The sequence below is a fragment of the Streptomyces spororaveus genome (assembly GCF_016755875.1).
In the GTDB taxonomy this organism is placed as follows: Bacteria; Actinomycetota; Actinomycetes; order Streptomycetales; family Streptomycetaceae; genus Streptomyces; species Streptomyces spororaveus.
The window spans coordinates 4950304-4977206 of sequence record NZ_BNED01000005.1 but is presented as its reverse complement, the minus strand read 5'-3'; the positions used below and the strand labels follow the sequence as shown (position 1 = coordinate 4977206).

The window sequence follows — 26903 nt, the reverse complement described above, 5'->3', positions numbered from 1 at the left end:
GTGACCGCCATTGGGGTGAAAGACCGTTTCCCGTGAACTCTCCGTGATGTTGAGCTGGTCGCGTGCCGTCTGTCCGGCGCGTCGATCGAGATCTTAGGAGAGTGTCATGCGTATTCGCTCTGCCCTGACGGCGTCTGTCCTGGCCGCCGGCATCCTGCTGGGCGGCGCCGGCGCGGCCCTGGCCAACGACGGTGTCGACATCGAAGGCTTCTCCGCCGGCCACAAGGCCTTCGCCTCCCACTGCTCCTCGTTCGCCGGTGTTCCGGCGAAGATCGGCCCCCTGTACGCCGACAACTGCGAGAACGAGGGCGAGAAGGACTGGGCCAAGGGCTACCACCTGGGCGCCTGACCACCGGCGTCCGTCGGCCGGGGCCCGTCACCCAGGGTTTCCGGCCGACGGGTCGGCCGTGGACCGGTCGGCCCAACCACGCCTGATCCGGCGGGGTTTCGTACCCTGGCATTCATGATCGATTCACATGCGCATGTCCGCGTCGCCCGGCCCTCGCTCGACCTGGCGGCCGCCGAGCGGTTCTACGTCGACGGGCTCGGGCTGGAAGTGCAGTGGCGGAGCGCCGAGAGCGTGGCCGGGGAGCACGACCTGCTGATGGTCGGCCCGGCCGGGGGCGGCTGGCACTTCGAGCTCACCCGGGACGACTCGAACCCGATCGTGCCCGCGCCGACCGTCGACGACCTGTTCGTGGTCTATCTCGGCGAGGCTCCCGACGAGGCCCTCGTCCAGCGCCTGGTCGAGCACGGCGGAACCCGGGTCGCCGCCCACAATCCGTACTGGGACGAGTGGGGAGTCACGGTCGCCGACCCCGACGGCTACCGCCTCGTGCTCTGCTCCCGCACCTGGGGCCAGGCCGCCGCGTCCTCGTAGTCCGGGCCCGCGGATACGACGCGCGTCCGGCAGCCCGTTTCAGGCGAGGGCCGGGTAGTCCGTGTAGCCCTCCGCGCCCTGTACGTGCATCAGGAACTCCGGCCGGATCTCGTTGAGCGGCGCGTCCGTGCGCAGCCGCTCGACGAAGTCGGGGTTGGCGAGGAAGCCCCGGCCCAGCGCCACGAGGTCGGCGCCTTCGGACAGCAGGCGTTCGGCCCGCCGCTTGCCGCCGTCGGCCGCGACCTCCTCGCGGGAGAGCGCCGGGTTGGCGATCAGGGTGCCGGGCCAGTCGCGGCGGATCTGCGCGAAGGCGGGCCGGTCGGGGTCGGCGTGGACCTGGTGCAGGTAGGCCGGTGCCAGGTCGGCCAGGGCCTTGACCAGGGCCGGGTAGATCTCCTCGGTGTCGCCCTCCTCGATCCCGTTGACGTTGATTCCGGGCGAGACGCGTACGCCGACCCGCTCCGCGCCGATGGCCTCGGTGACGGCCCGGACCACCTCGACGGTGAACCGGATGCGGTTCTCGACCGGGCCGCCCCACTCGTCGGTACGGCGGTTGGTGTTGGCGGCGAGGAACTGGTGCAGCAGGTGGCCGTTGGCGGAGTGCACCTCCACCCCGGCGAAGCCCGCCCCGACGGCGTTGCGGGCCGCGCTCGCGAAGTCGGCCACCGTGGCCCGGATGTCCTCGGCCGTCATCGCGCGCGGTACGACGCCGTCGCGCAGGCCGCCAGGGGTGTGCAGCTGCTCGGGGAACGGCACCGCGGACGGGGCGAGAGGTACGTACCCGCTGGTGTCGGGGTGGCCGACCCGGCCGCCGTGCTGGAGCTGGAGGAACATCTCCCCGCCGCCGGCGGCCCGCACGGCCTCGGTGACCCGGCGCCACCCGGCGGTCTGTGCCGGAGTGTGGATGCCGGGGATGTGCGGGTAGGTCTGCCCGGCGGCGTTCGGTGTGCTGGCCTCGGCGATGATCAGGCCGGCCGAGGCGCGCTGCGCGTAGTACGTGGCCATGAGTTCGCCGGGGACTCCGTCGGCCCCGGCGCGGTTGCGGGTCAGCGGGGCCATCACCAGGCGGTTGGGCAGTTCCAGGCCGCCGAGCCGGGCGGATCCGAAGAGGCGGGAAGCGGCGGGACCGTGCTGTGTCTGCGTCATGCCGGTACCGTAAAAGCTGACACTGGTGTCAGGTTCAAGGGCTGGGGTGGGGCATGCGGATCGGTGAACTGGCGGCGCGCACCGGGGTCGGTGAGCGTTCGCTGCGCTACTACGAGCAGCAGGGCCTGCTCGCTTCGGACCGGACGCCCGGCGGCCACCGGGACTTCCCCGAGCGGGCGGTCGACCGGGTCATCCGGATCCAGGAGCTGTACGCGGCCGGCCTGCACAGCGCGAAGATCGCGCAGATCCTGCCCTGCATGCGGGACGAGGACGGCGGCCCGTCGGTGCGCGCCACTCCGGCGCTGGTGGCCGAACTCGCCACGGAGCGGGAGCGGATCGACCGCATGATCGGTGATCTGGTCCGCTCCCGCGAGGTGCTCGACGAGGTGATCGAGGCGGCGGCGGGCCGCGCGACGGTCGCTTAGGCCGTGTCGTCCGTGTCGTCTCCCGGGGGGACCGGGGGTGTGCCCGGCTTCGTGTGGAGGACCTCGCGCGCCTGTTCAGCGGCGCGGGTCAGGCTCTCGGAGACGAAGTCCATGAAGCGGGCGATGTTCTCCAGGCGGTTGGCGGCCGGGGTGTCGGGGCCGAGGACTCCGACGCCCTGACGGGCGGTTTCTATGATCAGGGCGTTGGCGCGGGCGCTGGCGATCATCGCCTGGTACCAGACGTCGTCGTCGACGAAGTAGCGCTCGCGGCGGCGTTCGTCGCGTTCCCTGCGGACGAGGCCCTGGCCCTCCAGGAACGTGATGGCCTTGGAGATGGACGCCGGGCTGACCTGGAGGCGCTGGACGAGTTCGGACGCGGTGAGGCTGCCCGAGTCCGTGATGTACAGGCAGGACATCACCCGGGCCATCATCTTGGGCGTGCCGGCCTGGATGAGGACGTCGGTGAACACGTCCTCGAACTCGCGTACCGCCTCGGGGTCGCGTCCGTGGGCCTGCGGGAGCGCCTCCGGTCCCCGCGGGGCCGCCTGACCGCGCCGGTGGGCACGGCGTTCGGTGGCGCGGTGGGCCAGGTCGGCCCGGTAGGCGTTGGGGCCGCCGTTGCGCATCACCTCGCGCGAGATCGTCGAGGTCGGGCGGTCGAGGCGCCTGGCGATCTCGGCGTAGGCGAGGCCGTCGGCCAGCCCCAGCGCGATCTGCTGGCGTTCCTGCTGATTGAGCCTGCCTCCCGGCATCGCGGTCTCCTTCATGGTCCGTGGTGTCTCCCACTATAGCGTTCACCGTCATTTCATTGCAACGCACTGGCGCATCACCGTTGCGTTAAGCTCGAAACCATTGCAATGAAATCTTATCCCTGACCTGCAATAACAAGGATGTAGCGCAACGAGAGTGTTGCCAGTTCAGCGAACGCAACGTAGCTTTTCGTTCATCAGAAACCGCGGGGCGCACAAGGCGCAGCCGCTGATGAAGGAGAAGCACCATGCAGAAGTTCGCCACCACCGCCCCGATCGCCGCCGTCCTGGACGTCCCGGCCGGGCTCATCCGGTTCATCGCCGCCGACCGGGCCGACACCACCGTCGAGATCCTCCCGGCCGACGCCTCCAAGGGCCGCGACGTGAAGGCCGCCGAACGGACGACCGCCGAGTACAAGGACGGTGTACTGCGGATCGCGGCCGCACCCCCGAAGAACCGGATCCTCGGCAACTCGGGCTACGTCGAGATCACCGTCCAGCTGCCCGCCGGCTCCCGCGTCGAGGCGAAGACGGCGGCCGCCGAGTTCCGGGGCGTCGGACGGCTCGGCGACGTCAGCTTCGAGAGCGCCCAGGGCACCGTCAAGATCGACGAGACCGCGAGCGCACAGGTCACCCTCATGGCGGGCGACGTCTCCGTCGGCCGCCTGGGCGGCCCGGCGCGGATCAGCACCCAGAAGGGCGACCTCCAGATCGCCGAGGCCGTGCACGGCACCTTCGAACTGTCCACCCAGGCGGGCGACATCACCGTCGGCGCCGCCCGCGGGGTCTCCGCCTCCCTGGACGCCGGTACCGCGTACGGCCGCATCCACAACGCCCTCACCAACACCGACGGCGCCGCCGCCGGCCTGAACATCCGCGCCACCACCGCCTACGGCGACATCAGCGCCCGCAGCATCTGACCCGCAGCCACCGCGTCCGAAGGAGCACTCCCCATGACCAACCTGGCCATCGCCGCGCACGGGCTGCGCAAGTCCTACGGCGACAAGCTCGTTCTCGACGGCATCGACCTCGCGGTCCCCGCTGGTACGGTCTTCTCCCTGCTCGGCCCGAACGGCGCCGGCAAGACCACCGCAGTGAAGATCCTCTCCACGCTCCTCCGCGCGGACCCCGGCACGGGAGCCGTCCACGTCAACGGCCACGACCTGGCCGCCGACCCGCAGGCCGTGCGCGCCTCGATCGGTGTCACCGGCCAGTTCTCCGCCGTCGACGGCCTGATCACCGGGGAGGAGAACATGCTCCTCATGGCGGACCTGCACCACCTCTCCCGCCGCGAGGGGCGGCGGGTGACCGGCGAACTGCTGGAGCGCTTCGACCTGGTCGAGGCCGCCAAGAAGCCGGCCGCCGGCTACTCGGGCGGTATGAAGCGCCGCCTCGACATCGCGATGACGCTGGTCGGCGCCCCGCGGGTCATCTTCCTCGACGAGCCCACCACGGGCCTCGACCCGCGCAGCCGCCACAACATGTGGCAGATCATCCGCGAACTCGTCACCGGCGGCGTCACCGTCTTCCTCACCACCCAGTACCTGGAGGAGGCCGACCAGCTCGCCGACCGCATCGCCGTGCTCAACGACGGCAGGATCGCGGCCGAAGGGAGCGCCGAGGAACTCAAGCGGCTGATCCCGGGCGGACACATCCGGCTCCGCTTCACCGACCCGGCCGCCCACCGGTCCGCGGCCCTCGCCCTGCCCGGGGTCACCCGGGACGACGAGGCGCTGGCGCTGCAGATCCCCAGCGACGGCAGCCAGCGCGACCTGCGCACGGTCCTCGACCGGCTGGAGGCCGCCGGCATCGAGGCGGACGAGCTGACCGTCCACACCCCCGACCTCGACGACGTGTTCTTCGCCCTCACCGGCCCGGCCGGCATCCCCAACCAGTCCAAGGAGAACGTCCGATGAGCTCCCTCTCCCTCGCCGCCCGCGACTGCTCCACGATGCTGCGCCGCAACCTCCTGCACGTCCGGCGCTACCCGTCACTGACTCTGAACCTGCTGCTCACCCCGGTGATGCTGCTGCTGCTCTTCGTCTACATCTTCGGCGACGTGATGAGCGCCGGCATGGGCGGCGGAGCCGCCGACCGCTCCGACTACATCGCGTACGTCGTCCCGGGCGTGCTGCTGATGACCATCGGCAGCACCGTCATCGGGGCCGCGGTGTCCGTCTCCACCGACATGTCCGAGGGCATCATCGCCCGCTTCCGCACGATGGCGATCCACCGCGGCTCCGTGCTCATCGGGCACGTCGTCGGCAGCGTCCTGCAGTCCCTCGCCAGCGTGGTCCTCGTCGGCGCCGTGGGTGTCGCCATCGGCTTCCGGTCCACCGATGCCACGGCCCTGGAATGGCTGGCCGCGTTCGGGCTGATCGCCCTCTTCGCCACGGCGCTCACCTGGATCGCCGTCGGGATGGGCACGGCCAGCCCGAACGCCGAGGCCGCGAGCAACAGCGCGACGCCGCTGATCCTGCTGCCGCTCATCTCCAGCGCGTTCACCCCGGTCGAGGCGATGCCGGGCTGGTTCCAGCCGATCGCCCAGTACCAGCCCTTCACCCCGGCCATCGAGACCCTGCGCGGCCTGCTCCTCGGCACCGAGATCGGCTACAACGGCTGGCTCGCGGTCGCCTGGTGCATCGGCCTGACGGTGCTCGGCTACCGCTGGTCGGCGGCCTCGTTCAACCGCGACCCGAAGTAACCGGTATGAGCGAGCGGGACCCCTCCCGCACCACCGTCCCGCCCCTGGGCGGCGTACCCGACACGACGGTCGGAGTACGCCGCCCGTCGGCGTTCGTCCAGAGGTGCTTGAACACCGACCACAGGCGGCGGCCGGAGCCGCCGTCGTGGTCGGGCACCCGGACGGTGGAGGAGTGCGGGGCGCGCGGTGCCGCCTGGGCGGCGAGGGCGCCGTACGCCCGGCAGGCTCCCGCGACGGCCAGCGTGGCCAGGGCGGCCGCGGCGACGGTCAGGACGACCCGCCGGCGCCAGGTGCGGGAACCGGCGGCGGTGCCGGTACGGGTGGGCGTGCGGGTGTGGAGGCCGGCCATGGGAGTGCTCCTCGGGAGGCGGAGGCGTGCGGCGGGGGTTAGGTCGCCTCTTTCGGATCTTGGCGGATGAGCCCGGGTCGTCCGGTGCGGTGCCTCGCAAGGCGGACGGGCGCCCGTGTACTGGACGTACTCGGGCGCTCCGACAACGCGGCGAGGTGCCGTGCCGGGCGGGCCGGGCCCGGCAAGATCCGAAAGAGACGGCCTAAGCCCGTGCCTCCAGTCAGCCCGAGGGAGCCGATCGCGTCACGTCGCTGAAGTTCGGGACTTGACAGCCCGCGACCCGCTCAGCCGGCGGCCCAGAACCTCGCCAGAGCCGCCTCCTTGTACGGGGCCGGGCTCACGCTCAGGTCCCCCGCGAAGGGGCGGTCCAGTGCCACCACCAGCAGCAGGCTGAAGCCGATCAGCCCGGCCACCGCCGACACGAAGAGCAGCTGCATCTTCAGGCTGCGCAGCCCGAACAGGAAGGTCAGCGGGACGATCACGAACGCGCCCCCGTAGACCAGCACTTGGAGCAGGACGGGCAGTGAGGTCTCGGCCATGGTGACGCGGGCCCGGCGCTGGGTGTTGACATCGTTCAGACGGGTGACGGCTTCGGCGTAGAAGGTCTCGGCGCGGGGGCCCTGCGGCTCGTACGCCATGAGGGCCCGGTAGAGGCCCTGGGTCTGCTCGCCGGTCGCCTCGAAGCTCGGCCGGCCCACGCGCATGAGCGGCCACTGCACCTCGACGACGGCGTGCGTGTACGCGCCCACCGCCTGGTGCACGCGCGCCCGGTCGGCGTCGGGGAAGGCGTCGGCGCTGCGCACGACGGCGGCGAGCCCGCTGGCCTCGGTGGCGACGATGGTCTCGGTGTTCTCCCGCTGCGTCCACAGGGTGACGACGACGAAGGCGAGGATGATGCCGTAGATCGCGCCGAACATGCCGAGCGCGACCCCGACCATCTCGTTGTGCTCGCCCTGGGCCAGGTGCGGGAACCGGCGGCGGGCGGCCACGCTCCCGGCCACGGCGAGGCCGGTGATGCCGCCGACCACGAGGACGGCGATGACGAAGGTGCTGAGGTGGTTGAGCAGCCAGAGGATCATGTCCTGCCCAACGAGCGAGGCCGCCCGGGAACCCGGCCCCCGCCGCGGCTCCTGCGGGGTGGGAGCCGCGGCGGCGCCGAGCCGGTCGGGGGCCCGGCGGCTCGGGTCACTCGACCTTGGGGGCCTCCGGGAGCCCGGCGGCCAGGGCCGAGCCGGTGCCCCTGAGGGAGGAGTCGGTGGCCTGGGTGGCGGACCCGGCGGCCTGGGCGGTCACGCCCACCGCGGTCTTGGTGTCCTGTACGGCCTGGGTCGGGTGGTCGACGATGTCGACGACGCGGCCGACGACCGGGGGCGCCTGCCCGGCGGGCTCGTCGGCGTGCGCGGCGACGGGGATCAGTGCGAGGGCGGCGCCACCGGAGACGACCAGGGCGGAGAGGGTGCGCTTCATGGCGTTCATGCCCGGCCCAACGACCCCGCCACACCCCGGGTCACCGCCCGCGACCGCGCGAAGTGCGCCCGCTACGCCCGCGGCCCCGGATCGGGGGAATCGATCCGGGGCCGTGGGCATGACTCAGCGGGTGGGCGCGGGGCGCGGGGTCGGTCAGTCCTCGACCACCAGGGACGGGGTGGACTTCGTCAGGACCTGGCCGCGGAAGAAGGCGGGGCTGCGGCGCTCGGTGACGAACATGATCACCAGGCCGAGGGCCAGCAGGCCGACGCCGATGACGAAGACGTTGCCGACGTCGAGGCCGGGCAGCGTGGAGCCGGAGCCGTAGGACGGGTCCCAGGCGTCGTACAGGGTCTTGAAGAAGACCGCGGCCAGCAGCAGGCCGCCCAGGACCGGGAAGACGCCCTTGAAGAACAGGTCGCGGGCGGAGCGGCGCAGCTCGCCGCGGAAGTACCAGACGCAGGCGAAGGCCGTCAGCGAGTAGTAGAAGCAGATCATCAGGCCGAGCGCGAAGATCGTGTCGGTGAGGACGTTCTCGCTGACCAGGGTCATCACCGTGTAGAAGACGCCGGTCGCGACGCCCGCCATGACGGTGGCGCGGCCCGGGGTCTTGAAGCGCGGGTGGACCTTGGCGTAGGAGGGCGGCAGGGCCTCGTACGTCGACATGGCGAGGACCGTGCGGGCCACCGGGATGAAGGTGGTCTGCAGGGAGGCCGCGGCGGAGGCCAGGACGGCCACGAAGAGCAGGATGCCGAGGACCGGGCCCATGACGGGGCCGGCGAGTGCGGCGAAGACGTTCCCGGAGGTCTCCTCGTTGGCGAGGCCGAGGCCCTCGCCGCCGGAGCCGACGGCCATCTGGGCGGCGACGCCGGTGGCCAGGTAGGAGCCGACCAGGACGATCATCGCGATGAGCGAGGCACGGCCGGGGGTCTTCGTGGAGCCGGTGGTCTCCTCGTTGGTGGCCAGGCACGCGTCCCAGCCCCAGTACATGAAGATCGAGAGCGAGAGTCCGGCGGTGAAGGCCGCCATGGACTCGACCGCGAAGGGGTTCATCCAGGACCAGGAGAAGTCCAGGCCGGTGTCGAAGGTGCCGGCGGAGGCCTTCTGGAAGGCCATGGCGACGAAGATCGCAAGCACGACGAGCTGGAGTCCGACCAGGGCGTACTGGACGCCCTTGGTGGCGGTCATACCGCGGTAGCTGATGGCGGTGGCGACGGCGATCAGGGTGAGGCAGGTGACGATGTGGACGAGCTTGTCGTCGTCCAGGGCCGCGATCGACGCGTTGTTCGTGATCTCGCCGGCCAGCAGCCAGAAGTACGAGGTGGCGACGCCCGCGAGGTTGGAGAGCACGATGATCGTGGCGATCACCAGGCCCCAGCCGCACATCCAGCCGATCCGCGGGCCGAAGGCCTTCACGGTCCAGGTGAAGGAGGTGCCGCAGTCCGGCATGGCCTTGTTGAGCTCGCGGTAGGCGAAGGCGACCAGGAGCATCGGGAGGAAACCGGCGAGGAAGATCGCGGGCATCTGCATGCCGACCTCACCGGCGGTGGAGCCGAGGGTCGAGGTCAGGCAGTAGACCGGGGCGACGGTGGAGATGCCGATGACGGCGCTTCCGACCAGTCCGACGGACCCCTTGCCGAGGCCCTTGCCGCGGACGTCGCCCTCGACGACGCCGCTTACCGTGTCTCCGGCCCGAGGCCGAACGTCCAGCTGAGTCATGAGTCAGGACGTTAGATGGTGCGTTTTCCACATATGGATGATCGGCGTCCGGAACTCGGAGCCTTCGAAAGCCTTCGAATCCAGACAGCGACCCGGTTCATGAGCACTTAATACAAGGTTCACTTTGCCATGCGCCCGCGCTTCGGAAGGCTCGGCCAAGACTCTTTCGGCATACGGAAACCGCAGCCATGTCCGTTTTGCGAATATTCAAAGTTTCCGTCGTGACTTTGCGGTGACCAGCGGTAACAGGCAGGACTGCTCGTCCCGGACCGGCCGCCTGACCGGCCCCCGGACCGGGACGTCATCCGCGAGACTGGCCCCATGCCCACGGCCGATGAGCTCCTCAGCGCGGACACCGTCACCTCACTCGCCCGGCTGCTCGCGAGCGCCGCCGGCCGCCGGTCCTCGCCGGCCCTGCTCGCTTGCGCCGGCGCCCTCGACGGGCTGGCCTTCAGCGGCCGCGTCGCCGCCGTCCGCGACGCCGTGCTCGACGACCTGCCCGACGACTGGCCCGCCTTCGAGGCCGTCGTACGCACCGCCCTCGCCCGGCCCGGCTTCGAGGGCTGGATGACCTTCCCCGTCAACGAGGCCGTCGCCGTCCGCGGGCTGGAGGCGTTCGAGCCCGGGCTGGACCTGCTGCACGACCTCACCTCCCGGCTGACCGCCGAGTCCGCCGTACGGCCCTTCCTGCGCGCCGACCCGGCCCGCGCCCTGGCCGTCGTACAGAAGTGGACGGACGACCCGGACCCGCACGTACGCCGCCTCGCCAGCGAGGGCACCCGGCCCCGGCTGCCGTGGGCCCCGCAGCTGCCCGCCTTCGTCGCCGACCCGCGGCCGGCCCTGCCGGTGCTGGACGCCCTCTACCGCGACGGGTCCGAGTACGTCCGCCGCTCCGTCTCCAACCACCTCAACGACATCGCCCGCGACCACCCCGCCCTCGCGGTCGAGACCGCGGCCCGCTGGCTGGCCGAGCCCGGGGCCACGACCGACCGCGTCGTACGCCACGGGCTGCGCACGCTGATCAAGGCCGGCCGGCCCGAGGCGCTGACGCTGCTCGGGCACGCCCCGGACGTACCGGTCACCGTGCACGGGCCGGTGGTGACCACCCCGCGCGTCGCCGTCGGCGAGTACCTCGTCTTCGACTGGGCGGTCACCAACACCGGCGAGCTCCCGGCCGAGCTGGTCATCGACTACGTCGTGCACCACACCAAGGCGAACGGCACCCGCACCCCGAAGGTCTTCAAGCTCGTCACCCGCCCGCTGGCCGCCGGCGAGACCCTCGGCGGCACCAAGCGGCACTCGTTCAAGCCGATCACCACCCGCCGCTACCACTCGGGCGAGCACCTGGTGCAGCTCCAGATCAACGGCCGGGTCCGCGGCGAGGCCGCTTTTTCCGTGGACGCCGGATGATCACTGCGGCATGCTGCACCTCATGACCTACGGAATCGAGTCCCACTCCGCCCGATGAGCGTCCGCGACGAGCGCGAGCCGCTCGCCCCCAGGACGATCTCCCTCTACGACCACGCCCTCTCCCTCCGCGGCGGCGAGCCGGACGGGCGTGTCCCGCGCAACGGCCGTCCCCTGCCCGACGGATCCCCGCCGGAGCCCTCCCGCAAGGGCCTGACCTGGGAAGAGGCGCGGTTCGAAGTCACCGCCGCGCTCACCGATCCCCTCTGCGACCCCGACCCCGTGAGAGCCGCCGAGGTCCTCCACCAGCGGGCCCGCCGGCTGGTGATGCCCCACCGCACCCTGCGCGCGCACACCGCGCGACTGCCCCTGAGCGACGAGGAAGCCGCCCGGCGCACCGCCCGGCAACTGACCCGCACCGGCACCACCGTGGCGGCCGTCAGCATCGGCATCGCCCTGCTGATCCGCCTCGGCGAGCCCGAGGACGTGCCCTGCCTCAAGGCCCTCGGCACACTCTCCGGCCTCGGATCCGCGGCGAGCGCCGCACTCGACCCGCTCGACCGTCAGGCGGCCGCCCTGCTGGTCATCCGCGGCCGCGACCGGGCCGGGGAGCTGACACCGCTGACCGAGGCGATCGCCACCGGCGACGCGGAGGCCACCCGGTCCGCCCTGCTGTCCCTGCCGGACGAGGACCGGGCCATGTGGCTCGCCCGGCGCATCGCCGAGGCCGCCGACCTGCTCGGGCTGCTCCGGGCCAGGCCTCGGGACGCCGAACTGCTCGCGCTGACCGGCCGGCTGCTGCACCGGATGGCCGACCCGCGCAGCAGCCGCCCCGAGATCCTCGACTACCTGCCCGCCCGGGCCGTGTACGAGGCCCTGGTCCGGCACGCCGACCGGCTGCCCCCGGCCCCGGAGCACCGGTCGCTGCTGCTGTCGGTCGCCCTCGACCTGCACAGCGGCCCGGCCGTCCTGCTGAACTGGCGGCCCGGACGGCGCCGGGCCCTGCTCGACGCCCTGGACCGGCTGTTCGCCGGGGCCGCGCCGGGCCCCGTACCCGGCGACCGGCGGGCGGGATGGTTCCCGCGCAACCGGCACCTCCCCTTCGCACGGACCGAGGCCGGTGACCGCCCGCGGTGGGAGGTGGCCGTCGTCCACGCGTCCGCGGACTCCTCCGCCGTCGAGACGCGGATCCTGGCCGACGGGGTCCCGCTCGTCCCCGCGCTCTTCGGGAAGGGGCCGGGGCTCCCGCCCGAGTACCTGCTCGACAGCGGCGCGCTGCGCGCCGGACCGGAGCCGCGGGAGGTGCAGCTCGCCCAGGCGGACTGCACCGAGCTGTGCTGCGGCGCGCTGTACGTGACGATCCGCCGGGACGGCGGCGAGGTGGTGTGGGACGGCTGGCGCGGTGCGGTCGGCCCGCAGCCGCCCCCGTACCGCTTCGACGCGGCCGCGTACGACGCCGAGGTCGAGCGCGCCGAGCGGGACCTGTCCTGGTGCTGGCCGGCCCGCAGCACCGCCCGGCTGATCGCGGCCGGCCTGCGCGACCGCCCCGGACTGACGGGCCGGTGGGAACTCGCGCCGCGTTGGATCGGCACCGACTGGCGGGACCCGGACACCACGGTGGTCCATCTCGCGTACACGCCGTCCGCGCCGCCTCCGGGCACCGGCGGATCGCTGTACTTCGAGTGGCGGCTGCCCGACGACGACGGCCCGCCCCGCGACCGGGCGGCCGCCGCCCTGCGCCGGCTGGAGACGGACGACCCGAAGGGCTTCGCCTCGTTCCGCGGCGGCGACGGGGAACTGGCCGCGGCCCTCGGCTACCGAGAGCCCCCGCGCACCGGGCGCGCACCCCGGACATGACACGGTCCGGCCGGGGGCACCCGCCCCCGGCCGGCCGCGGCCATGCCCTCAGCCGGTCCAGACGATCGACTGCGTCTCGCTGTAGGCGTGCAGCGCGTACGAGCCCACGTCGCGCCCCACCCCGCTGCGCTTGAAGCCGCCGAACGGCGCCTCCATGTTGCGGCCGATGGTGTTCACCCCGACGCCGCCCGAGCGCAGCCGCCGCGCCACGCGGAACGCGCGCGCCGAATCCCCCGACCACACGTAGCTCAGCAGCCCGAAGTCGCTGTCGTTGGCGAGCCGGATCGCCTCGTCCTCGCCGCCGTCGAAGGGGACCACCACGACCACCGGGCCGAAGATCTCCTCCCGGACCACCCGCATGTCGTTCGTGCAGTCGACGAGCAGGGTGGGAGCCACGTAGAAGCCGCGGCCGTCGCCGACCACGGGGCGCTCGCCGCCGTGGGCGATCCGCGCCCCTTCCTTCCTCCCCAGCTCGATGTACGACTCCACGCGGTCGCGGTGCGCCGCCGAGATGACCGGGCCGACGACCGTCCCGGCCGCCGCCGGATCGCCGACCTGCATGAAGGCCAGGTAGCCGGTGAGCTTCTCGATCAGCCGGTCGTGGACCGACCGGTGGACGATCACCCGGGTCGGGGCCGTGCAGATCTGCCCGGAGTAGAAGGAGAAGGTCGTCCCGATCCCCATCACCGCCGCGTCGAGGTCCGCGTCCTCGAAGACGATCGCCGCGCCCTTGCCGCCCAGTTCCATCAGCTGCCGCTTCATCGTGCGGCCGCAGACCTCCGCGATGCGCTGCCCGACCGCCGTGGAGCCGGTGAAGGACACCATGTCCACGTGCGGGGAGTCCACGGCCGCCTCGCCGACCTCCACCGACTGCCCGCCCACGACGTTCACCACGCCCGCGGGCACCCCGGCCTCGTGCAGGGCGTCCGCCATCCTGAACACCGACAGCGGGTCCTGCGGCGCCGGTTTGACCACCACCGTGTTGCCCATGGCCAGGGCCGGGGCCACCTTGCCCGCCGGGTTCGCCCACGGGTTGTTGTAGGAGGTGATGCAGGTGACCACGCCGACCGGCTGGCGTACCTCCAGCGCGCCCAGGATGCTCGCCCGCCCCATCGGTCCGGCTTCCGTGACCTGTGGCGGCAGGCCCTTCTCGACCGGCTCCAGGGCCCCCTCGGCGTACCGGCGGAAGCGGGCGACGCCGACGCCCACCTGCATGCCGCGCGCGATGCCGGTCGGCGCGCCCGTCTCGGCCCGGGCCAGCGCCGTCCACGGATCGAACTCGCGCTGCATGATGTCCGCGGCCCGGTCCAGGATCGCCGCGCGGGCCTCGGGCGTCGTCCGCGACCAGCTCTCGAAGGCCTCGGCCGCGGCGCGCGCCGCCTCCTCGACCTGCCCGCGCGAGGCCTCGGGCGCGAGCCCGACCACCGACTCGTCCGCCGGGTTGATCACCTCGTAGTGACCGCCCGCGGGCTCCACCCACTCGCCGCCGATGTAGAGCCGCTGCGTTGCGCCGGTCATCGGGTGCTCACCGTCCTCGTGTCCCGGCCGGACCGGAGCACGGTGCCCGGAACCGCCCCCGTCACCTCGTCGTCGCGGATGGTCTCCACGCCGTTGACGCGTACGGAGACGATGCCGATGGCCCGCGCGTCCAGCCGCGGGCTGTCCCCGGGCAGGTCGTGGACCAGGGTGGCGGGACCGGCCTCGATCCGCTGCGGGTCGAAGAGGACCAGGTCCGCGTGGAAGCCCTCGACGAGGCGGCCGCGCTCGCGCAGCCCGAACAGCCGGGCGGGGTCGTCGGTGAGCATCCGTACCGCCTGCTCCAGCGGCACCAGCTTGCGGCCGCGCAGGCAGTCCCCGAGGAAGCGGGTCGTGTACGGGGCTCCGCACATCCGGTCCAGGTGCGCGCCGGCGTCGGAGCCGCCGAGCATGACGTCCTCGTGCTGCCAGGTCTCCTGGCGCAGGGCCCAGCTCGCCGGGTCGTTGTCGGTGGGCATCGGCCAGAGCACCGTGCGCAGGTCGTCGTGGGCGCAGATCTCCACGAGGCACTGGAACGCGTCCTGGCCGCGTTCGGCGGCGATGTCGTTCACGACCCGCCCGGAGAGCCCCTCGTTCTCCTTGCTGTACGTGTCCCCTATGACGTACCGGCCGAAGTTGGCGAGGCGCCGGAAGACGCCGGCCTCCTTGCTGTCGGCGCGGCGCAGCATCTCGGCGCGTACGTCGGCGTCGCGGAGCTTCTCGATCCGCTCGGGGACGGGCAGGCCGAGGATCTCGCCCCAGCCGGGGATGAGGTTGAGCGCGCAGAAGGTCCCCAGCGACATGTTCATCGGGGTCAGGATGGGCATCGTCAGCGCGACGATCCGGCCGCCCGCCTTGCGGGCGCGCTCGCTGGGGATCAGCTGGCGCGGGACGCGCTCGGGGACGGAGGCGTCGATGGTGAGGACGTTCCAGTTGAGGGGCCGTCCGGCGGCGGCGCTCATCTCCACGAAGAGGTCGATCTCGTCGTCCGAGAACTGGTCGAGGCAGCCGGCGACGATGGCCTCCAGCTGGGTGCCCTCGTGTTCGGCGACCGCCTTCGACAGCGCGAGCAGCTCGGCGGGCTTGGCGTGCCGGGAGGCGACGGGGGCGCCGGACCCGTCGGAGTGGGTGGAGGACTGGGTGGTGGACAGGCCCCAGGCGCCGGCGTTCATGGCGTCGTGGAAGAGGTCGAGCATGGCCTGGAGCTGCTCGGGGGTGGGCTGGCCGCCGACGGCGTCCTCGCCCATCACGTGGCGGCGCAGTGCGCAGTGCCCGACCATGAACCCGGCGTTGACGGCGATCCGTCCCTCCAGGGCGTCGAGGTACTCGCCGAAGGTGGACCAGGTCCAGTCGACGCCCTCCTCCAGGGCCTTGAGGGCCATGCCCTCGACCTTGCTCATCATGCGGCGGGTGTAGTCGGCGTCCTCGGGGCGGGCCGGGTTCAGGGGCGCCAGGGTGAAGCCGCAGTTGCCGCCGGCGACGGTGGTCACGCCGTGGTTCATGGACGGCGTGGCGTACGGGTCCCAGAAGAGCTGGGCGTCGTAGTGCGTGTGCGGGTCGATGAAGCCGGGGGTGAGGACCAGCCCCGTGGCGTCCTCGGTGGTGCGGGCCTCTTCGGTGACGGTGCCGGGCTCGCCGATGACGGCGATGCGGCCGTCGCGGATACCGAGGTCGGCGACGCGGGCGGGGGCGCCGGTGCCGTCCACGACGGTCGCGCCCTTGATCAGGTGGTCGAGCATGACGTCCCTTCGCACTTGAGCCTCGCCGGCGTGCGAACCGCCGGCGAGGCTGGTTGTGGCCCCGGCCGGTGGCCGCCCGGCCGGGGCTGGGTTCGGGGCGGCGGTCCGGGAAGACGCCGTCCCCGTACTGGGGGGCTACGCGGACTGACGGAAGCGGGTCGTGCGGTGGACCGGGTCCGTGTCGATGTGGGGGATCACGTGTTCGCCGATCAGCTTGATCGTCGTCATCGTGTCCTCGGGCGAGACACCGGTCGGCAGACCGAAGGAGAGCTGGTCGGCGCCGGCCTGCTCCCAGCGCTTGCACTGGGCCCGGACCTCCGACGGGTCGCCGCAGATCAGCAGTTCCTCGGCGATCAGCAGTTCGATGATCTCCGCGTTGTACTCCGGCAGGGTCTCGGGCCACTGCGGGATCGCCTCGGGCCGCGGGAAGGTGTCGTGGTAGCGGAAGACCAGCGACTGGAAGCGGTTCATGTGGGCGTTGACGGCGATCTCGACGGCCTTGTCATGGGTCTCGGCGCAGATCGCGGTCGAGGTGACCATGACGTTGTCGTTGACGAAGGCGCCGATGGCCTTCGCCTCCCGGACGGCCGTCTTGTACTGGTCGAGGACCCACTCCATGTCGGAGACCTTCTGCACGCTGAAGCCCAGCACGCCGAGGCCCTTCTTGGCCGCCATCGCGTACGAGGACGGGGACCCGGCCGCGTACCACATGGCGGGGTGGGCCTTCCCGTACGGCTTGGGGAAGATCTTCCGCGGCGGCAGCGACCAGTGCTTGCCCTGGAACCCCTCGTACTCCTCCTGGAGGAACATCTTGGGGAACTCCGCGATGGTCTCCTCCCAGATCTCCTTGGTGCCGTTCATGTCCTCGATGCCCGGCAGGAAGCCGAGGATCTCGTGGCTGCCGGCGCCGCGGCCGGTGCCGAACTCGAAGCGGCCCTTGGAGAGGTGGTCGAGCATGGCGACCTTCTCCGCCACCTTGACCGGGTGGTTCACCGGGGCGAGCGGGTTGAAGATGCCGGAGCCGAGGTGGATGCGCTCGGTGGCGTGGGCGAGGTACCCGAGGAACACCTCGTTCGCCGACAGGTGCGAGTACTCCTCCAGGAAGTGGTGCTCGGAGGCCCAGGCGTACTTGAAGCCGGACTTGTCCGCCTGTATGACGTACTCGGTCTCCTCGATCAGCGCCTTGTGCTCTGCCTCGGGGTCGACCTTGGACCGCGCCTCAGGCACGTATCCCTGCACAAAGAGCCCGAATTCCAAGGGGGTTCACCGTCCTTTGGTTTCTGACGTTCCGTCAGATTCGATGTCCCGACTGTTCCACTGCGGGGGTGCGAGCGTCAATACCTGACGCCCCATCAGAGAATGCTGACGCCCGCCATCCAGCCGCCGTCGATCACGAACGGCTGGCCCGTGATGTAGGAGGAGTCCTCGCCCGTCAGGAAGAGCGCCAGCTTCGCGATCTCCTCCGGCTGCCCCACCCGCCCCATCGGGACCACCCGCTTGTAGAGCTCCGCCATCGCGTCCCTGGCCTCGTCGGTCATGTTCGCCGGGTCCAGCAGACCCGGGTTGGCCATCGGGGTGTCCACGGCGCCCGGGCACATCGCGTTGACCCGGATGCCCTTGCCCGCCAGCTCCAGCGCGGCCACCCGGGTGAGGCCGAGGATCGCCGCCTTGGTGGCGGCGTACGTGCCGACGTACGCCATGCCCGTCAGGCCCGTATACGAGGAGGTGTTGACGATGGTGCCGCCTCCGGCCGCCTCGATCTCGGGGGCCACCGTCTTGATGCCGAGGAAGGCGCCCACCTGGTTGACCTGGACCACCTGCTGGAACTCCTCCAGCGGGGTCGCGGTCAGCTCGTTGAAGCGCAGGATGCCCGCGTTGTTGACCAGGCCGTCGACCGGACCGAAGGCCTCCTTCGCTGCGGCGACCGCGGCCGCCCAGTCCTCCTCCCGGCTCACGTCCATCCGTACGTACCGGGCCCGATCCTCGCCGATGTCCTTGGCCACCGCCGCGCCCTGCTCGTCCAGCACGTCACCGAGGAGCACCCTCGCCCCCTCGGCGGCGAAGAGCCGGGCCTCCTGCTCGCCCTGGCCGCGTGCCGCACCGGTGATGATCACGACACGCCCGTCCAGCTTGCCCATGTCCGTCAGCCCCTTGTCGCTCGGTCGCTTCGTCGTTCGGTCGCTTCGTCGTTCAGTCGTTGAGGAGGGGGGCCACCTCGGCCCCGAAAGCGGTGATCTGATCGACGAGTTCGGCGCGGTCGCGGCTGCGGAAGCGCACCTGGATCTGGTCCACGCCGAGCGCCCCGTACTCCCGCAGCGACTCGGCGAGCGCCTCCGCCTTGCCGGTGAGGGTGCGGCGGCCGGTGTCCCAGCCGGGCTCGCCGACGTACAGCGCCTCGGTGATCGCACCGAACTCGAAGGGCCCGTCGACGCCGGCCTCGGCGCGCAGCCGCGCGATACGGGCGATCTGCGCCGGGAGCCTGTCGCGCGGGTCGCCCTGCGGGAGCCAGCCGTCCCCGCGGACCGCGGCGCGGCGCACGGCGGCGGCCGAGGAGCCGCCGACCCAGACGGGGATCCGCTCCTGCGCGGGCCGCGGCAGCTGGCCGAGGTCCTTGAAGGAGAACAGCTCGCCCTCGAATTCCGGGTACTCCTCGGGTCCGAGCGCCGCCCGCAGCGCGTCCAGGGTCTCGTCGAGGACGGCCCCGCGGCGCGCGAAGTCCACGCCGAGGACCTCGAACTCCTCCTGCACGTGCCCGGCGCCCACCCCGAGGATCAGCCGGCCGCCGGAGAGGTGGTCGAGGGTGGCGTACTGCTTGGCGCTGATCAGCGGGTGGCGCAGGCCCAGGATCGCCACGTGGCTCAGGAGCCGCACGCGCTCGGTGATCCCGGCGAGGAAGGACAGGGTGGCCACCGGGTCGTACCAGACGGTGCTCATGGGACCCGCGAGCCGTCGCGGGATCGCCACGTGGTCACAGGTGGCCACGTACCCGAAGCCGGCCCGGTCGGCGGCCCGCGCGATCCCGGCGAGATCGGCGGCGGTGGCCGACGCCTCCCAGGGTTCGGCGTAGATGGTGCTCTGCGACTGGACCGGGAGCTGCATCCCGTAGACCAGCCGACCTTGCGGAAATACGCGCGCCATGGCGGGCCCGCCTCGCCTTCGTCTGCCGATTCGTCATATCGGTGCGGGGCCATCGTCGTAGCTGACGGATCGTCAGACAAGGGGTGCGGCACACCCCGGACCGAACGGGGCGTTCCCGCGCCCCGTTCCGTTTCCCCGGTCCCCTCGCTAGGGTTCGCGCGTGGATCTGATACTCACACTGGTCAGCGGGATCGCCTGGACGGTCGTGTACGTGGAGGCGATCCGCGTCGGGCTGCGGGACCGGACGTACGCGATGCCCGTCGCCGCCCTCGCGCTCAACTTCGCCTGGGAGACCACCTACGCGGTCCGCGACATCTCGGTCGGGATCTCCCCGCAGGGCGTGGTCAACGTGGTGTGGGCGGTGGCCGACGTGGTGATCGTCTACACCTACCTGCGCTTCGGGCGGGCCGAGCTGCCGGAGTTCGTGACCCGGCCGCTCTTCGCCGGCTGGTCGGTACTCGTCTTCGGTACCGGATTCGCCGTGCAGTGGCTGTTCCTGGCGCACTTCGGGGTGCACGACGCGACCCGGTACTCGGCTTTCCTGCAGAACCTGCTGATGTCGGGCCTGTTCATCGCCTTCTACGTGTCCCGGCAGGGGCCGCTCGGCCAGTCCCTGACGATCGCCGTCGCCAAATGGCTGGGGACGCTCGCCCCGACCCTGCTGTTCGGGGTGGTGGAGGACGCGCCGTTCATCCTCGGCCTCGGCATCCTGTGCAGCGTCTTCGACCTGGCCTACATCGGGCTGCTGCTGCGGCCCCGCCTCACCCGCCTCAGAAGCCTTCCGGCCCCATCACGATGACCGGCTTCGCGGCCGGATCGAGGGTCTCCAGGACCTTCTTCATGGCCGCCTTCGGGATGCCCACACAGCCCTGCGAGGGGCCGTCGTGGTCCACGTGCAGCCAGATGTTGCCGCCCTTGTCCTCGCCGTCCGGCATGACCGGGTCCAGCGGGGACCGGCCCGGCCTGCGGTTGAAGTCGATGGCGACGACGTAGTCGAAGGAGCCCGCCAGGGACTCCCCGTTCACCCCGAGGCCCGAAGGGACGAAGCCGTTGTCCTCGTCGTACGGGAGCCGGGTCCCCGGCGGCTTCGGCAGCAGTCCGCCCGCGTCGGTGAGCGCGAAGACACCCATCGGCGAGGTCAGGTCCCCGTACACCCGCTCGGTGGACCAGCCGTTGGCCCCGTTGCGGGCCGGCCAGGTCTCGGCCCGGACCCAGTCGGCGCCGGCCGCGGGGCGCGTGTAGAAGGCGGCGGTGGACTCCGAGGAGTCGAGCGCCTTGCCGGTGACCAGGATGAGCTGACGGGACTCGGCGGGGATCCGGGCCCGGGTCTGCTCACTGACACCGGTCAGGCCCTGGGCGGCTTGCCTGGCAGCCTGCTCGGCGGCCCGCTGCGCGGCCCGCCGGGCGTCACGCGCGGCCCGGTCCTCGGCCTGCGGGCGGGCGTCCGCGCGGGCCTGCGGCCGCGGATTGGGGGCCTGGTCCGGGTCCTGGGCCGCATACACCCAGCCGGCTGTGAAGGTCGCCAGGCCGAGCACGGCGGCGAGAGCCACCCGGGGGGACCTGCGGACCGCGCGGGGCTTGCCGGACGGACGGGAGCGGGCTCGGACGTGCTTGCTCATTCCTCCGACCGTACATCAGCGGGCCCCCGCAGCCCGGGTGGCTGCGACGCGCGCGCCCGGCTGATGTCCGGGAAGCGGACGCGGACCGTCAGGCCGCCCTCCGGGTCCGGATTGGCCCGCGCCACCAGCTCCGCCCCGTGCGCCCGCGCGATCGACGCCACGATCGACAGCCCCAACCCGGCCCCCTCACCCGCGGTGTGCAGCCGTTCGCCGCGCCTGCGGAAGGGCTCCAGCAGCCCCGGCACGTCCGCCGGATCGATCACGGGGCCGGTGTTCGACACCGTCAGTTCCCCCTCGGCCGAGGTGGACACGGTGATCCGGCCGTCGGCGCGGTTGTGGCGTACCGCGTTGGCCAGCAGGTTCCGCAGCAGATGCCCCAGCAGGGTCCGGTCGCCCGGCACGGTCAGCGGCGCGAGGGTCCGTACGACGGTCAGCCCCTGCTGCGGACACGCCGCCAGCTCGGCCGCCGCGAGCGCCGCCAGATCCACCGGAGCGGTGGACTCCAGTCCCTGCTCCGAGACGGCGAGCAGCAGCAGGGACTCGATGAGGTGCTCGCTGGAGTCGGCGACACCGATCAGCTTGGCGCGGATCCGGGCCACCTTCTCCGGCGACGGGTCCCCCGCCAGACCGATCTCGGCCGCCGCCCGCTGCACCGCGAGCGGGGTGCGCAGCTCGTGCGCCGCGTTCGCCGCGAACCGCCGCTGCGCCGAGACCAGCTGCTCCATCCTCCCCAGCATCGCGTCGAAGGTGTCGGCCAGCTGCTTGAGCTCACCGGGCGGCGCGTCGAGGGAGATCCGCTCGTCCAGGTTCTCCCCGGACAGACGGCGCGCGGTCTCGGTGATCACGCCGACGGGCCGCAGCACCCGGCCGGCCATCCACCAGGCGAGCCAGATCGACAGCACGGCGAAGACCGCCAGCGCCAGGAGGGAGTACATGAGCAGCCGGTGCCGGGTGGCGTCGGTGACGGCGTCGGAGAGGTTCTGGGTGTACGCGTAGCGCTCCAGCTGTTCGATCGTGGGGGTCTGGCCCGGGGGCAGTTTCCGCGCCGGTTCGCAGGGGCACGCCGGGGTGATCCTCTCGCCGGGGACGGCCCCCGGTGAGGGGACGGCGTACGCCGGGGAGACCGTGCGGACGGCCCCGCTGACGCTCGCGTAGAGGCCCTGGCCGACGAGGAGGTAGACCAGCGCCACCAGGCCGCCGCCCGCCAGGAGCAGCAGGGATCCGTACAGGGCGGTGAGGCGGCCCCGCTCGGTGCGCAGCAGCCCCGTCGACGGGCGCCCGCTCACCGGGCCGCGATCCGGTAGCCCGCGCCCGGCACGGTCTCGATCAGCGGCGGCTCGCCCAGCTTGGCGCGGAGCTTGCTGAGGGTGACGCGGACGGCGTTGGTGGAGTAGCTGGTGTCCTGCTCCCACACCTGCTCGATCAGGTCGTCGTTGCTGACGACGGCGCCCTCGGCCCGCAGCAGCGCCTCCAGCACCGCGAACTCCTTGCGGGACAGGGCGAGCCGGTGCCCGTCGCGGGTGGCGCCGCGCCGGGCCGTGTCGACGGCGACCCCGGCGCGCTCCAGTACGGGCGGCAGCGCGGGGCGGGCGCGCCGGCCCAGCGCCAGGACCCGGGCGAGGAGCTCGTCGTAGGCGAAGGGCTTGGTGAGGTAGTCGTCGGCGCCGAGGCCGAGGCCCTCCACGCGGTCCCGTACGGTCCCGGAGGCGGTCAGCATCAGGACGCGGGTCAGCAGCCGCTCGCGCACGACCTGCCGGCAGACCTCGTCGCCGTGCAGGCCGGGCAGGTCGCGGTCCAGGACGAGGACGTCGTACTCGCCGAGGCGCAGGCGCCGCAGGGCCTCCAGCCCGTCGCCCGCCTCGTCGACGGCGAGCGCGTCGCGGCGCAGCCCCTCGGCGATCATCTCCCGGAGGAATTCCTCGTCCTCCACCACCAGTACGCGCATGGCGTCCTCTTTACCGGAGATCGGTATTTCGCCGTCGTAAGCAGAGTGCGAGAGGGAAGCGAAAGGCCCTTTCACCGCAGGCTCGGGCCCATGAAGCGATCCCTGATCATGACCACGGCCGCGGTCGTCACCGGGCTGACCCTGTTCGCCACCGCCTGCGCGAACGACGCGTCGGCGGGGAGGGAGGACTCCTCCGGCGGTGGCGGGGGCGGGGACGGCACGGTGGCCGACAACGCCGTCAAGATGCGCCAGTGCCTGCGCGAGAACGGCATCGACGTGCCCGACCCCGAGCCGGGCCAGGACCCGCGCGGGATGACGATCGGCGGGGACGCCGACCCGCAGAAGATGCAGGAGGCCATGAAGAAGTGCGGGATGAGCACGGGCACCGGCGCCGGCAAGGAGCCCACGCAGGAGGAGAAGGACAAGGAGCTGGAGTGGATCCGGTGCATGCGCGAGAACGGCGTCGCCCTGAAGGACCCTGAGTACAACGGCGGCATGAAGAGCGCCACCGAGATACCCAAGGGGCAGGAGAAGGCCTTCGAGGAGGCCGTGAAGAAGTGCGAAACGGCCCGATGAGGAAGCGGGCCACGTGGCTGCTGGGCTCGCTGGCCACCGTACTGGCCGTCTCGGGCGGCGGCTGGGCGGTCATGACGCAGCCGCAGCGGGACGCGGGCGGGCAGGAGCGCAGCACGGTCGGCGGACTGCCGCCGGCCACGGCACCGGTCGTGCGCGGCGACCTCAGCTCGGGCCTCCAGGTGGAGGGCACCCTCGGCTACGCGCGGGAGCGCAAGCTGAACGCGGCCGGGCCCGGCGTGCTGACGTGGACCGCCGGCGAGGGCTCGGCGGTGGAGCGGGACGGGAAGCTGTACGAGGTCAACGGCAAGGCGGTGCGGCTCATGTACGGGTCCACGCCGATGTACCGGCCGCTGAAGGCCGGCGACAAGGGCGAGGACGTCAAGCAGCTCAAGCGGAACCTCCAGGCGCTCGGGTACGGGACCGGGCTCGACCCGCAGGACGGCGCCTTCACCGCGGGCACGGCCACGGCGGTCAAGCGGTGGCAGAAGGCGCACAAGGCGGCGGAGACGGGCGAGGTCGCCAAGGAGGACATCGCCTTCGCCTCGGGGCCGCAGCGGGTGCGCGGAGGCGACGCGGCGGTCGGTGACGAGCTGGCGCCGGGCAAGCCGGTGCTGACGGTGACGGGCACCGAGCGGATCGTCCGCTTCCGGCTGGACGCGGTGAAGGCGGGCGCGGCGAAGGCGGGCGACCCGGTGACCGTACGGCTGCCGGGCGGTACCAGCGCCACCGGGAAGATCGACTCGGTGGGCGGGGCCGCCCGGCCCGACGACGGGAACGGCGGAGCGGGCGGCGGCGGGCAGGGCGGCGGCGGAGCGGGCGGCGGCGACGACAAGGCCCGGATCGAGGTGGTCGTCGCCTTCGACCAGCCCGGCACGGTGAGCGCCCCGGACCAGTCCCCGGTGACCGTCGGCCTGACCGGCGAGACCCGCAAGGGCGTGCTCTCCGTACCGGTCAACGCGCTGCTCGCGCTCGCGGGCGGCGGCTTCGGCGTCCAGGTCGTCGAGGACGGCCGGGCCCGCGAGGTCCCGGTCGGGCTGGGCATGTTCGGCAACGGCCGGGTCGAGGTGACCGGCGACGCCCTCAAGGAGGGCATGCAGGTGGGGATCCCGAAGCTGTGACGGCCACGACGACGCATCCGCCTGCGCATCCGGACCCGGTCGTGGAACTGACCGGAGTCGCCAAGGAGTACCCGGGCGGGGTCGCGGCCCTGCGCGGGGTCGACCTGACCGTCACCGCCGGGGAACTCCTCGCCATCGTCGGCCCGTCGGGCTCCGGCAAGTCGACCCTGCTGCACATCGTCGGCACCCTGGACCGCCCGACGGCGGGCGGCGTACGCATCGCCGGGTACGACATCGCGGCCCTCTCGGACCGTGCGCTGTCGGCCCTGCGCTCCCGGCACGTCGGCTTCGTCTTTCAGTCCTTCCACCTGGTGCCGGGCATCAGCGCCCGGGCGAACGTCGCCGAGGGGCTGCTCTACAGCGGTCTCCCGCGGGCCGAACGGCTGCGCCTGGCGGCCCGGGCACTGGACCGGGTGGGCCTCGGCGACCGGATGGACCACCGGCCGCACGAACTGTCCGGCGGTCAGAAGCAGCGCGTGGCGATCGCCCGGGCGGTGGCGGGCGCGCCGGACCTGCTGCTGGCCGACGAGCCGACGGGCGCCCTGGACACGGCGTCCGGGGAGTCGGTGATGGAGCTGCTGCGCGAGCTGAACCGGGACGGCGCCACCATCGCGGTGATCACCCACGACCAGGAGATCGCGGCGAGCCTGCCGCGGCAGGTACGGATCCGCGACGGGGAGGTCGTCGCGGACGTACGCGGCCGGGCGGAGGGGGCGTCATGAGCCGCGCGAAACCCCGTACGCGGGCGCGCGCCCGGCGGCTGACCCCGCCGAGGCTGTCCCCGCGGGACGTCCTGCACGTCGGATCGGCGGGCCTGCGCTCGCGGCCGACGCGGGTGTTCCTGTCCGCGCTGGGCATCGCCATCGGCATCGCGACGATGATCGCGGTGGTCGGGATCTCCTCCTCCAGCCAGGCGAAGCTGCTGCGGGAGCTCGACAGGCTCGGTACGAACATGCTGGTCGCGAAGCCGGGCCAGGGGATGTTCAGCGGGCAGGACACCAAGCTGCCCAAGGACGCCCCGGGCATGATCTCCCGGATCGCGGGGGTCGAGTCGGTCGGCACCACGGGGGACGTCCCCGAGTCCGTACGCAGGTCGGAGAACATCCCGAAAGGGGAGACGGGCGGGATCGTGCTCAAGGCGGCCGGAGACGACCTGCCGGGCACCCTGCGCGCGCGGATGGCGAGCGGCTCCTGGCTCAACGCCGCGACCGGCCGCTACCCCTCGGTGGTGCTCGGGAACGTCTCCGCGCGCCGGCTCGGCATCACCGCACCGGGGCAGCAGGTCTTCATCGGCGGCCGGTACTTCACGGTGACCGGCATCCTGGAACCGGTCCCGCTGGCGCCGGAGATCGAGCGCTCCGCGCTGATCGGGTGGGACGCGGCCGAGCAGCTGCTGGGCTTCGACGGCCATCCGACGGCGGTGTACGAGCGGTCGGCGGACGACCGGGTGGCGGCGGTCCGCGCGCTCATCCCCCGGACGGCCAACCCGCAGACCCCGAGCGCGGTGCAGGTCACCGACCCGTCGGCGGCGCTCCAGGCGAAAGCGGCCACGGAGGGCGCGTTCAGCACGCTGCTGCTGGGGCTGGGCGGGATCGCACTGCTGGTGGGCGGGGTCGGCGTCGCCAACACCATGATCATCTCGGTGCTGGAACGGCGCCACGAGATCGGCCTGCGGCGGTCCCTGGGCGGCACGAAGGGCCAGATCCGGATCCAGTTCGTGACGGAGTCCCTGCTGCTGTCCGGCCTCGGCGGCCTGGCGGGCATCGCCCTGGGCGGCGCGGCCACGGCGGTCTACGCCCGGGCCGGCGACCTGCCCTGGGTGGTCCCCCTCTGGGCGGTGACCGGCGGCTTCGCCGCCACCCTGCTGATCGGCACCCTGGCCGGGCTCTACCCGGCCGTCCGCGCGGCCCGGCTGTCGCCGACGCTGGCGCTGGCGGCGGCGTAGCGACCGGATCCGGCGGGGTGTCCGGCGCCGGGGAAGGCGCCCGGGGTCGGGCCCGGGGGACGGACCCGGGGGACGGGCGGGCAAACGGCGGTAAAAGGCCAGGTGCAAGCCCATCCCCCGGAACCGATCACCGGCGTACATTGAATCGATGATGCGAACTCCACGTCACGCAGCGCGTGTTGTCATCCTGTCCCCCGCCGGGTCCGTGTTCCTCTTCCGGGAGGACAACGTGGAGGTGGGCATCCACTGGCTGCCGCCCGGCGGTGGCATCGATCCCGGCGAGAGCCCCGAGGACTGCGTACGGCGCGAGCTGCGCGAGGAGACCGGGTGGACCGACCTGGAACCCGAACGGCTGCTCTGCACCTGGGAGCACGACTTCACGCACCAGGGGATCCCGGTCCGCCAGCACGAACACATCTACGTCACCACGGGCCCGCACCGCGAACCGGTCCTGGAGTCCCCGGACATCCACTGGCAGTGGCTCTCGCCGCAGCGCCTGGCCACCCTGGGCGAACCCCTGTGGCCCCCGCGCCTGCCGGACCTCCTGGCGAACGCCCCGACGGAGCCGGTCCACCTGGGACTGCTGGCCTGAGGCCGACGCGGAC

The 26903-nt window shown here is 72.4% G+C and carries 28 protein-coding genes; 14 read left to right on the top strand and 14 right to left on the bottom strand.

Going from position 1 to position 26903, the window contains the following annotated elements; translation table 11 throughout:
• The first annotated feature begins 106 nt into the window (after positions 1 to 106).
• Both Sspor_RS24930 and Sspor_RS24925 read left to right on the top strand, forming a co-directional pair.
• Complete coding sequence (locus tag Sspor_RS24930) at positions 107 to 349, top strand: hypothetical protein (RefSeq protein ID WP_237404015.1); 243 nt, start codon at positions 107 to 109, stop codon at positions 347 to 349.
• A gap of 114 nt (positions 350 to 463) precedes the next feature.
• A complete protein-coding gene (locus Sspor_RS24925) occupies positions 464 to 880 on the top strand; it encodes a VOC family protein (protein ID WP_202201109.1) in 417 nt (138 codons plus the stop codon).
• Positions 881 to 919: 39 nt separating this feature from the next.
• Here Sspor_RS24925 and Sspor_RS24920 read toward each other — a convergent pair whose 3' ends face one another.
• On the bottom strand, positions 920 to 2026 hold the full coding sequence (locus Sspor_RS24920; RefSeq protein WP_202201108.1) for an alkene reductase: 1107 nt from the start codon (positions 2024 to 2026) through the stop codon (positions 920 to 922).
• Between the two features lie 53 nt (positions 2027 to 2079).
• Here Sspor_RS24920 and Sspor_RS24915 point away from each other — a divergent pair, with 53 nt between their 5' ends.
• Positions 2080 to 2451: a MerR family transcriptional regulator gene (locus tag Sspor_RS24915; protein WP_202201107.1), complete on the top strand. Its 372-nt coding sequence runs from the start codon at positions 2080 to 2082 to the stop codon at positions 2449 to 2451.
• On the opposite strand, the gene Sspor_RS24910 is transcribed toward Sspor_RS24915, so the two are convergent.
• Positions 2448 to 3203, bottom strand: coding sequence for a GbsR/MarR family transcriptional regulator (locus tag Sspor_RS24910; RefSeq protein ID WP_202201106.1), 756 nt, complete (start codon positions 3201 to 3203; stop codon positions 2448 to 2450). The two genes, Sspor_RS24915 and Sspor_RS24910, sit on opposite strands and share 4 nt — an antisense overlap.
• Before the next feature lie 245 nt (positions 3204 to 3448).
• On the opposite strand from Sspor_RS24910, the gene Sspor_RS24905 reads away from it, so the two are divergent.
• From Sspor_RS24905 to Sspor_RS24895, 3 genes are read left to right on the top strand one after another with little or no spacing between them, the layout of a single operon-like run.
• Positions 3449 to 4120, top strand: coding sequence for a DUF4097 family beta strand repeat-containing protein (locus tag Sspor_RS24905; protein ID WP_202201105.1), 672 nt, complete (start codon positions 3449 to 3451; stop codon positions 4118 to 4120).
• 33 nt (positions 4121 to 4153) lie between these two features.
• Positions 4154 to 5116: an ATP-binding cassette domain-containing protein gene (locus tag Sspor_RS24900; RefSeq protein ID WP_202201104.1), complete on the top strand. Its 963-nt coding sequence runs from the start codon at positions 4154 to 4156 to the stop codon at positions 5114 to 5116.
• Positions 5113 to 5904 (top strand): ABC transporter permease, encoded by a 792-nt coding sequence (locus tag Sspor_RS24895; protein WP_202201103.1) that lies wholly within the window; start codon positions 5113 to 5115, stop codon positions 5902 to 5904. The genes Sspor_RS24900 and Sspor_RS24895 overlap by 4 nt, the downstream gene beginning before the upstream one ends.
• On the opposite strand, the gene Sspor_RS24890 is transcribed toward Sspor_RS24895, so the two are convergent.
• The 4 genes from Sspor_RS24890 to Sspor_RS24875 form a co-directional block, all read right to left on the bottom strand.
• A complete protein-coding gene (locus Sspor_RS24890; protein WP_202201102.1) occupies positions 5885 to 6253 on the bottom strand; it encodes a hypothetical protein in 369 nt (122 codons plus the stop codon). The genes Sspor_RS24895 and Sspor_RS24890 overlap by 20 nt on opposite strands.
• A gap of 284 nt (positions 6254 to 6537) precedes the next feature.
• Positions 6538 to 7332 carry a bestrophin-like domain gene (locus Sspor_RS24885; RefSeq protein ID WP_202201101.1) on the bottom strand — a complete coding sequence of 265 codons (795 nt, stop codon included), beginning with the start codon at positions 7330 to 7332 and terminating at the stop codon, positions 6538 to 6540.
• Between the two features lie 106 nt (positions 7333 to 7438).
• Positions 7439 to 7729, bottom strand: a complete 291-nt coding sequence (locus tag Sspor_RS24880) for a hypothetical protein (protein WP_202201100.1) — start codon at positions 7727 to 7729, stop codon at positions 7439 to 7441.
• A gap of 144 nt (positions 7730 to 7873) precedes the next feature.
• A complete protein-coding gene (locus tag Sspor_RS24875; protein WP_202201099.1) occupies positions 7874 to 9439 on the bottom strand; it encodes an APC family permease in 1566 nt (521 codons plus the stop codon).
• A 321-nt stretch (positions 9440 to 9760) separates the two neighbouring features.
• On the opposite strand from Sspor_RS24875, the gene Sspor_RS24870 reads away from it, so the two are divergent.
• A complete protein-coding gene (locus Sspor_RS24870; protein WP_202201098.1) occupies positions 9761 to 10849 on the top strand; it encodes a DNA alkylation repair protein in 1089 nt (362 codons plus the stop codon).
• A gap of 54 nt (positions 10850 to 10903) precedes the next feature.
• Positions 10904 to 12703 (top strand): FUSC family protein, encoded by a 1800-nt coding sequence (locus Sspor_RS24865; protein ID WP_237404014.1) that lies wholly within the window; start codon positions 10904 to 10906, stop codon positions 12701 to 12703.
• Positions 12704 to 12751: 48 nt separating this feature from the next.
• Here Sspor_RS24865 and Sspor_RS24860 read toward each other — a convergent pair whose 3' ends face one another.
• The 5 genes from Sspor_RS24860 to Sspor_RS24840 form a co-directional block, all read right to left on the bottom strand.
• Positions 12752 to 14221 (bottom strand): aldehyde dehydrogenase family protein, encoded by a 1470-nt coding sequence (locus Sspor_RS24860; RefSeq protein WP_202201097.1) that lies wholly within the window; start codon positions 14219 to 14221, stop codon positions 12752 to 12754.
• The gene (locus Sspor_RS24855) at positions 14218 to 15957 is read right to left on the bottom strand and encodes an N-acyl-D-amino-acid deacylase family protein (protein ID WP_202201096.1); all 1740 of its coding nucleotides are present in this window, start codon (positions 15955 to 15957) and stop codon (positions 14218 to 14220) included. The genes Sspor_RS24860 and Sspor_RS24855 overlap by 4 nt, the downstream gene beginning before the upstream one ends.
• Positions 15958 to 16092: 135 nt before the next feature.
• Entirely contained in the window at positions 16093 to 17214 is a 1122-nt protein-coding gene (locus tag Sspor_RS24850) for an LLM class flavin-dependent oxidoreductase (protein ID WP_202201095.1), read from the bottom strand.
• Between the two features lie 95 nt (positions 17215 to 17309).
• Positions 17310 to 18095: an SDR family NAD(P)-dependent oxidoreductase gene (locus tag Sspor_RS24845; RefSeq protein ID WP_202201094.1), complete on the bottom strand. Its 786-nt coding sequence runs from the start codon at positions 18093 to 18095 to the stop codon at positions 17310 to 17312.
• A 52-nt stretch (positions 18096 to 18147) separates the two neighbouring features.
• Positions 18148 to 19095: a TIGR03619 family F420-dependent LLM class oxidoreductase gene (locus Sspor_RS24840; protein WP_202201093.1), complete on the bottom strand. Its 948-nt coding sequence runs from the start codon at positions 19093 to 19095 to the stop codon at positions 18148 to 18150.
• Positions 19096 to 19255: 160 nt separating this feature from the next.
• Here Sspor_RS24840 and Sspor_RS24835 point away from each other — a divergent pair, with 160 nt between their 5' ends.
• A complete protein-coding gene (locus tag Sspor_RS24835) occupies positions 19256 to 19894 on the top strand; it encodes a transmembrane-type terpene cyclase (RefSeq protein WP_237404013.1) in 639 nt (212 codons plus the stop codon).
• Here the strand turns inward: Sspor_RS24835 and Sspor_RS24830 are convergent.
• The 3 genes from Sspor_RS24830 to Sspor_RS24820 are packed head-to-tail and all read right to left on the bottom strand — an operon-like array spanning position 19866 to position 22659.
• Positions 19866 to 20714 carry a L,D-transpeptidase family protein gene (locus tag Sspor_RS24830; protein ID WP_237404012.1) on the bottom strand — a complete coding sequence of 283 codons (849 nt, stop codon included), beginning with the start codon at positions 20712 to 20714 and terminating at the stop codon, positions 19866 to 19868. The two genes, Sspor_RS24835 and Sspor_RS24830, sit on opposite strands and share 29 nt — an antisense overlap.
• Positions 20711 to 22000: an ATP-binding protein gene (locus Sspor_RS24825; protein ID WP_237404011.1), complete on the bottom strand. Its 1290-nt coding sequence runs from the start codon at positions 21998 to 22000 to the stop codon at positions 20711 to 20713. The genes Sspor_RS24830 and Sspor_RS24825 overlap by 4 nt, the downstream gene beginning before the upstream one ends.
• Positions 21997 to 22659, bottom strand: coding sequence for a response regulator transcription factor (locus Sspor_RS24820; RefSeq protein WP_202201092.1), 663 nt, complete (start codon positions 22657 to 22659; stop codon positions 21997 to 21999). The genes Sspor_RS24825 and Sspor_RS24820 overlap by 4 nt, the downstream gene beginning before the upstream one ends.
• A 90-nt stretch (positions 22660 to 22749) precedes the next feature.
• On the opposite strand from Sspor_RS24820, the gene Sspor_RS24815 reads away from it, so the two are divergent.
• The 5 genes from Sspor_RS24815 (at position 22750) to Sspor_RS24795 (ending at position 26890) form a co-directional block, all read left to right on the top strand.
• Complete coding sequence (locus Sspor_RS24815; RefSeq protein WP_202201091.1) at positions 22750 to 23235, top strand: hypothetical protein; 486 nt, start codon at positions 22750 to 22752, stop codon at positions 23233 to 23235.
• Positions 23232 to 24353 (top strand): peptidoglycan-binding protein, encoded by a 1122-nt coding sequence (locus tag Sspor_RS24810; RefSeq protein WP_202201090.1) that lies wholly within the window; start codon positions 23232 to 23234, stop codon positions 24351 to 24353. The genes Sspor_RS24815 and Sspor_RS24810 overlap by 4 nt, the downstream gene beginning before the upstream one ends.
• Positions 24350 to 25075 (top strand): ABC transporter ATP-binding protein, encoded by a 726-nt coding sequence (locus tag Sspor_RS24805; protein ID WP_202201089.1) that lies wholly within the window; start codon positions 24350 to 24352, stop codon positions 25073 to 25075. Before Sspor_RS24810 ends, Sspor_RS24805 begins: the two co-directional genes overlap by 4 nt.
• Positions 25072 to 26298, top strand: coding sequence for an ABC transporter permease (locus tag Sspor_RS24800; protein ID WP_202201088.1), 1227 nt, complete (start codon positions 25072 to 25074; stop codon positions 26296 to 26298). The genes Sspor_RS24805 and Sspor_RS24800 overlap by 4 nt, the downstream gene beginning before the upstream one ends.
• Positions 26299 to 26446: 148 nt before the next feature.
• Positions 26447 to 26890: an NUDIX hydrolase gene (locus tag Sspor_RS24795; protein WP_237404010.1), complete on the top strand. Its 444-nt coding sequence runs from the start codon at positions 26447 to 26449 to the stop codon at positions 26888 to 26890.
• Positions 26891 to 26903 lie beyond the last annotated feature (13 nt).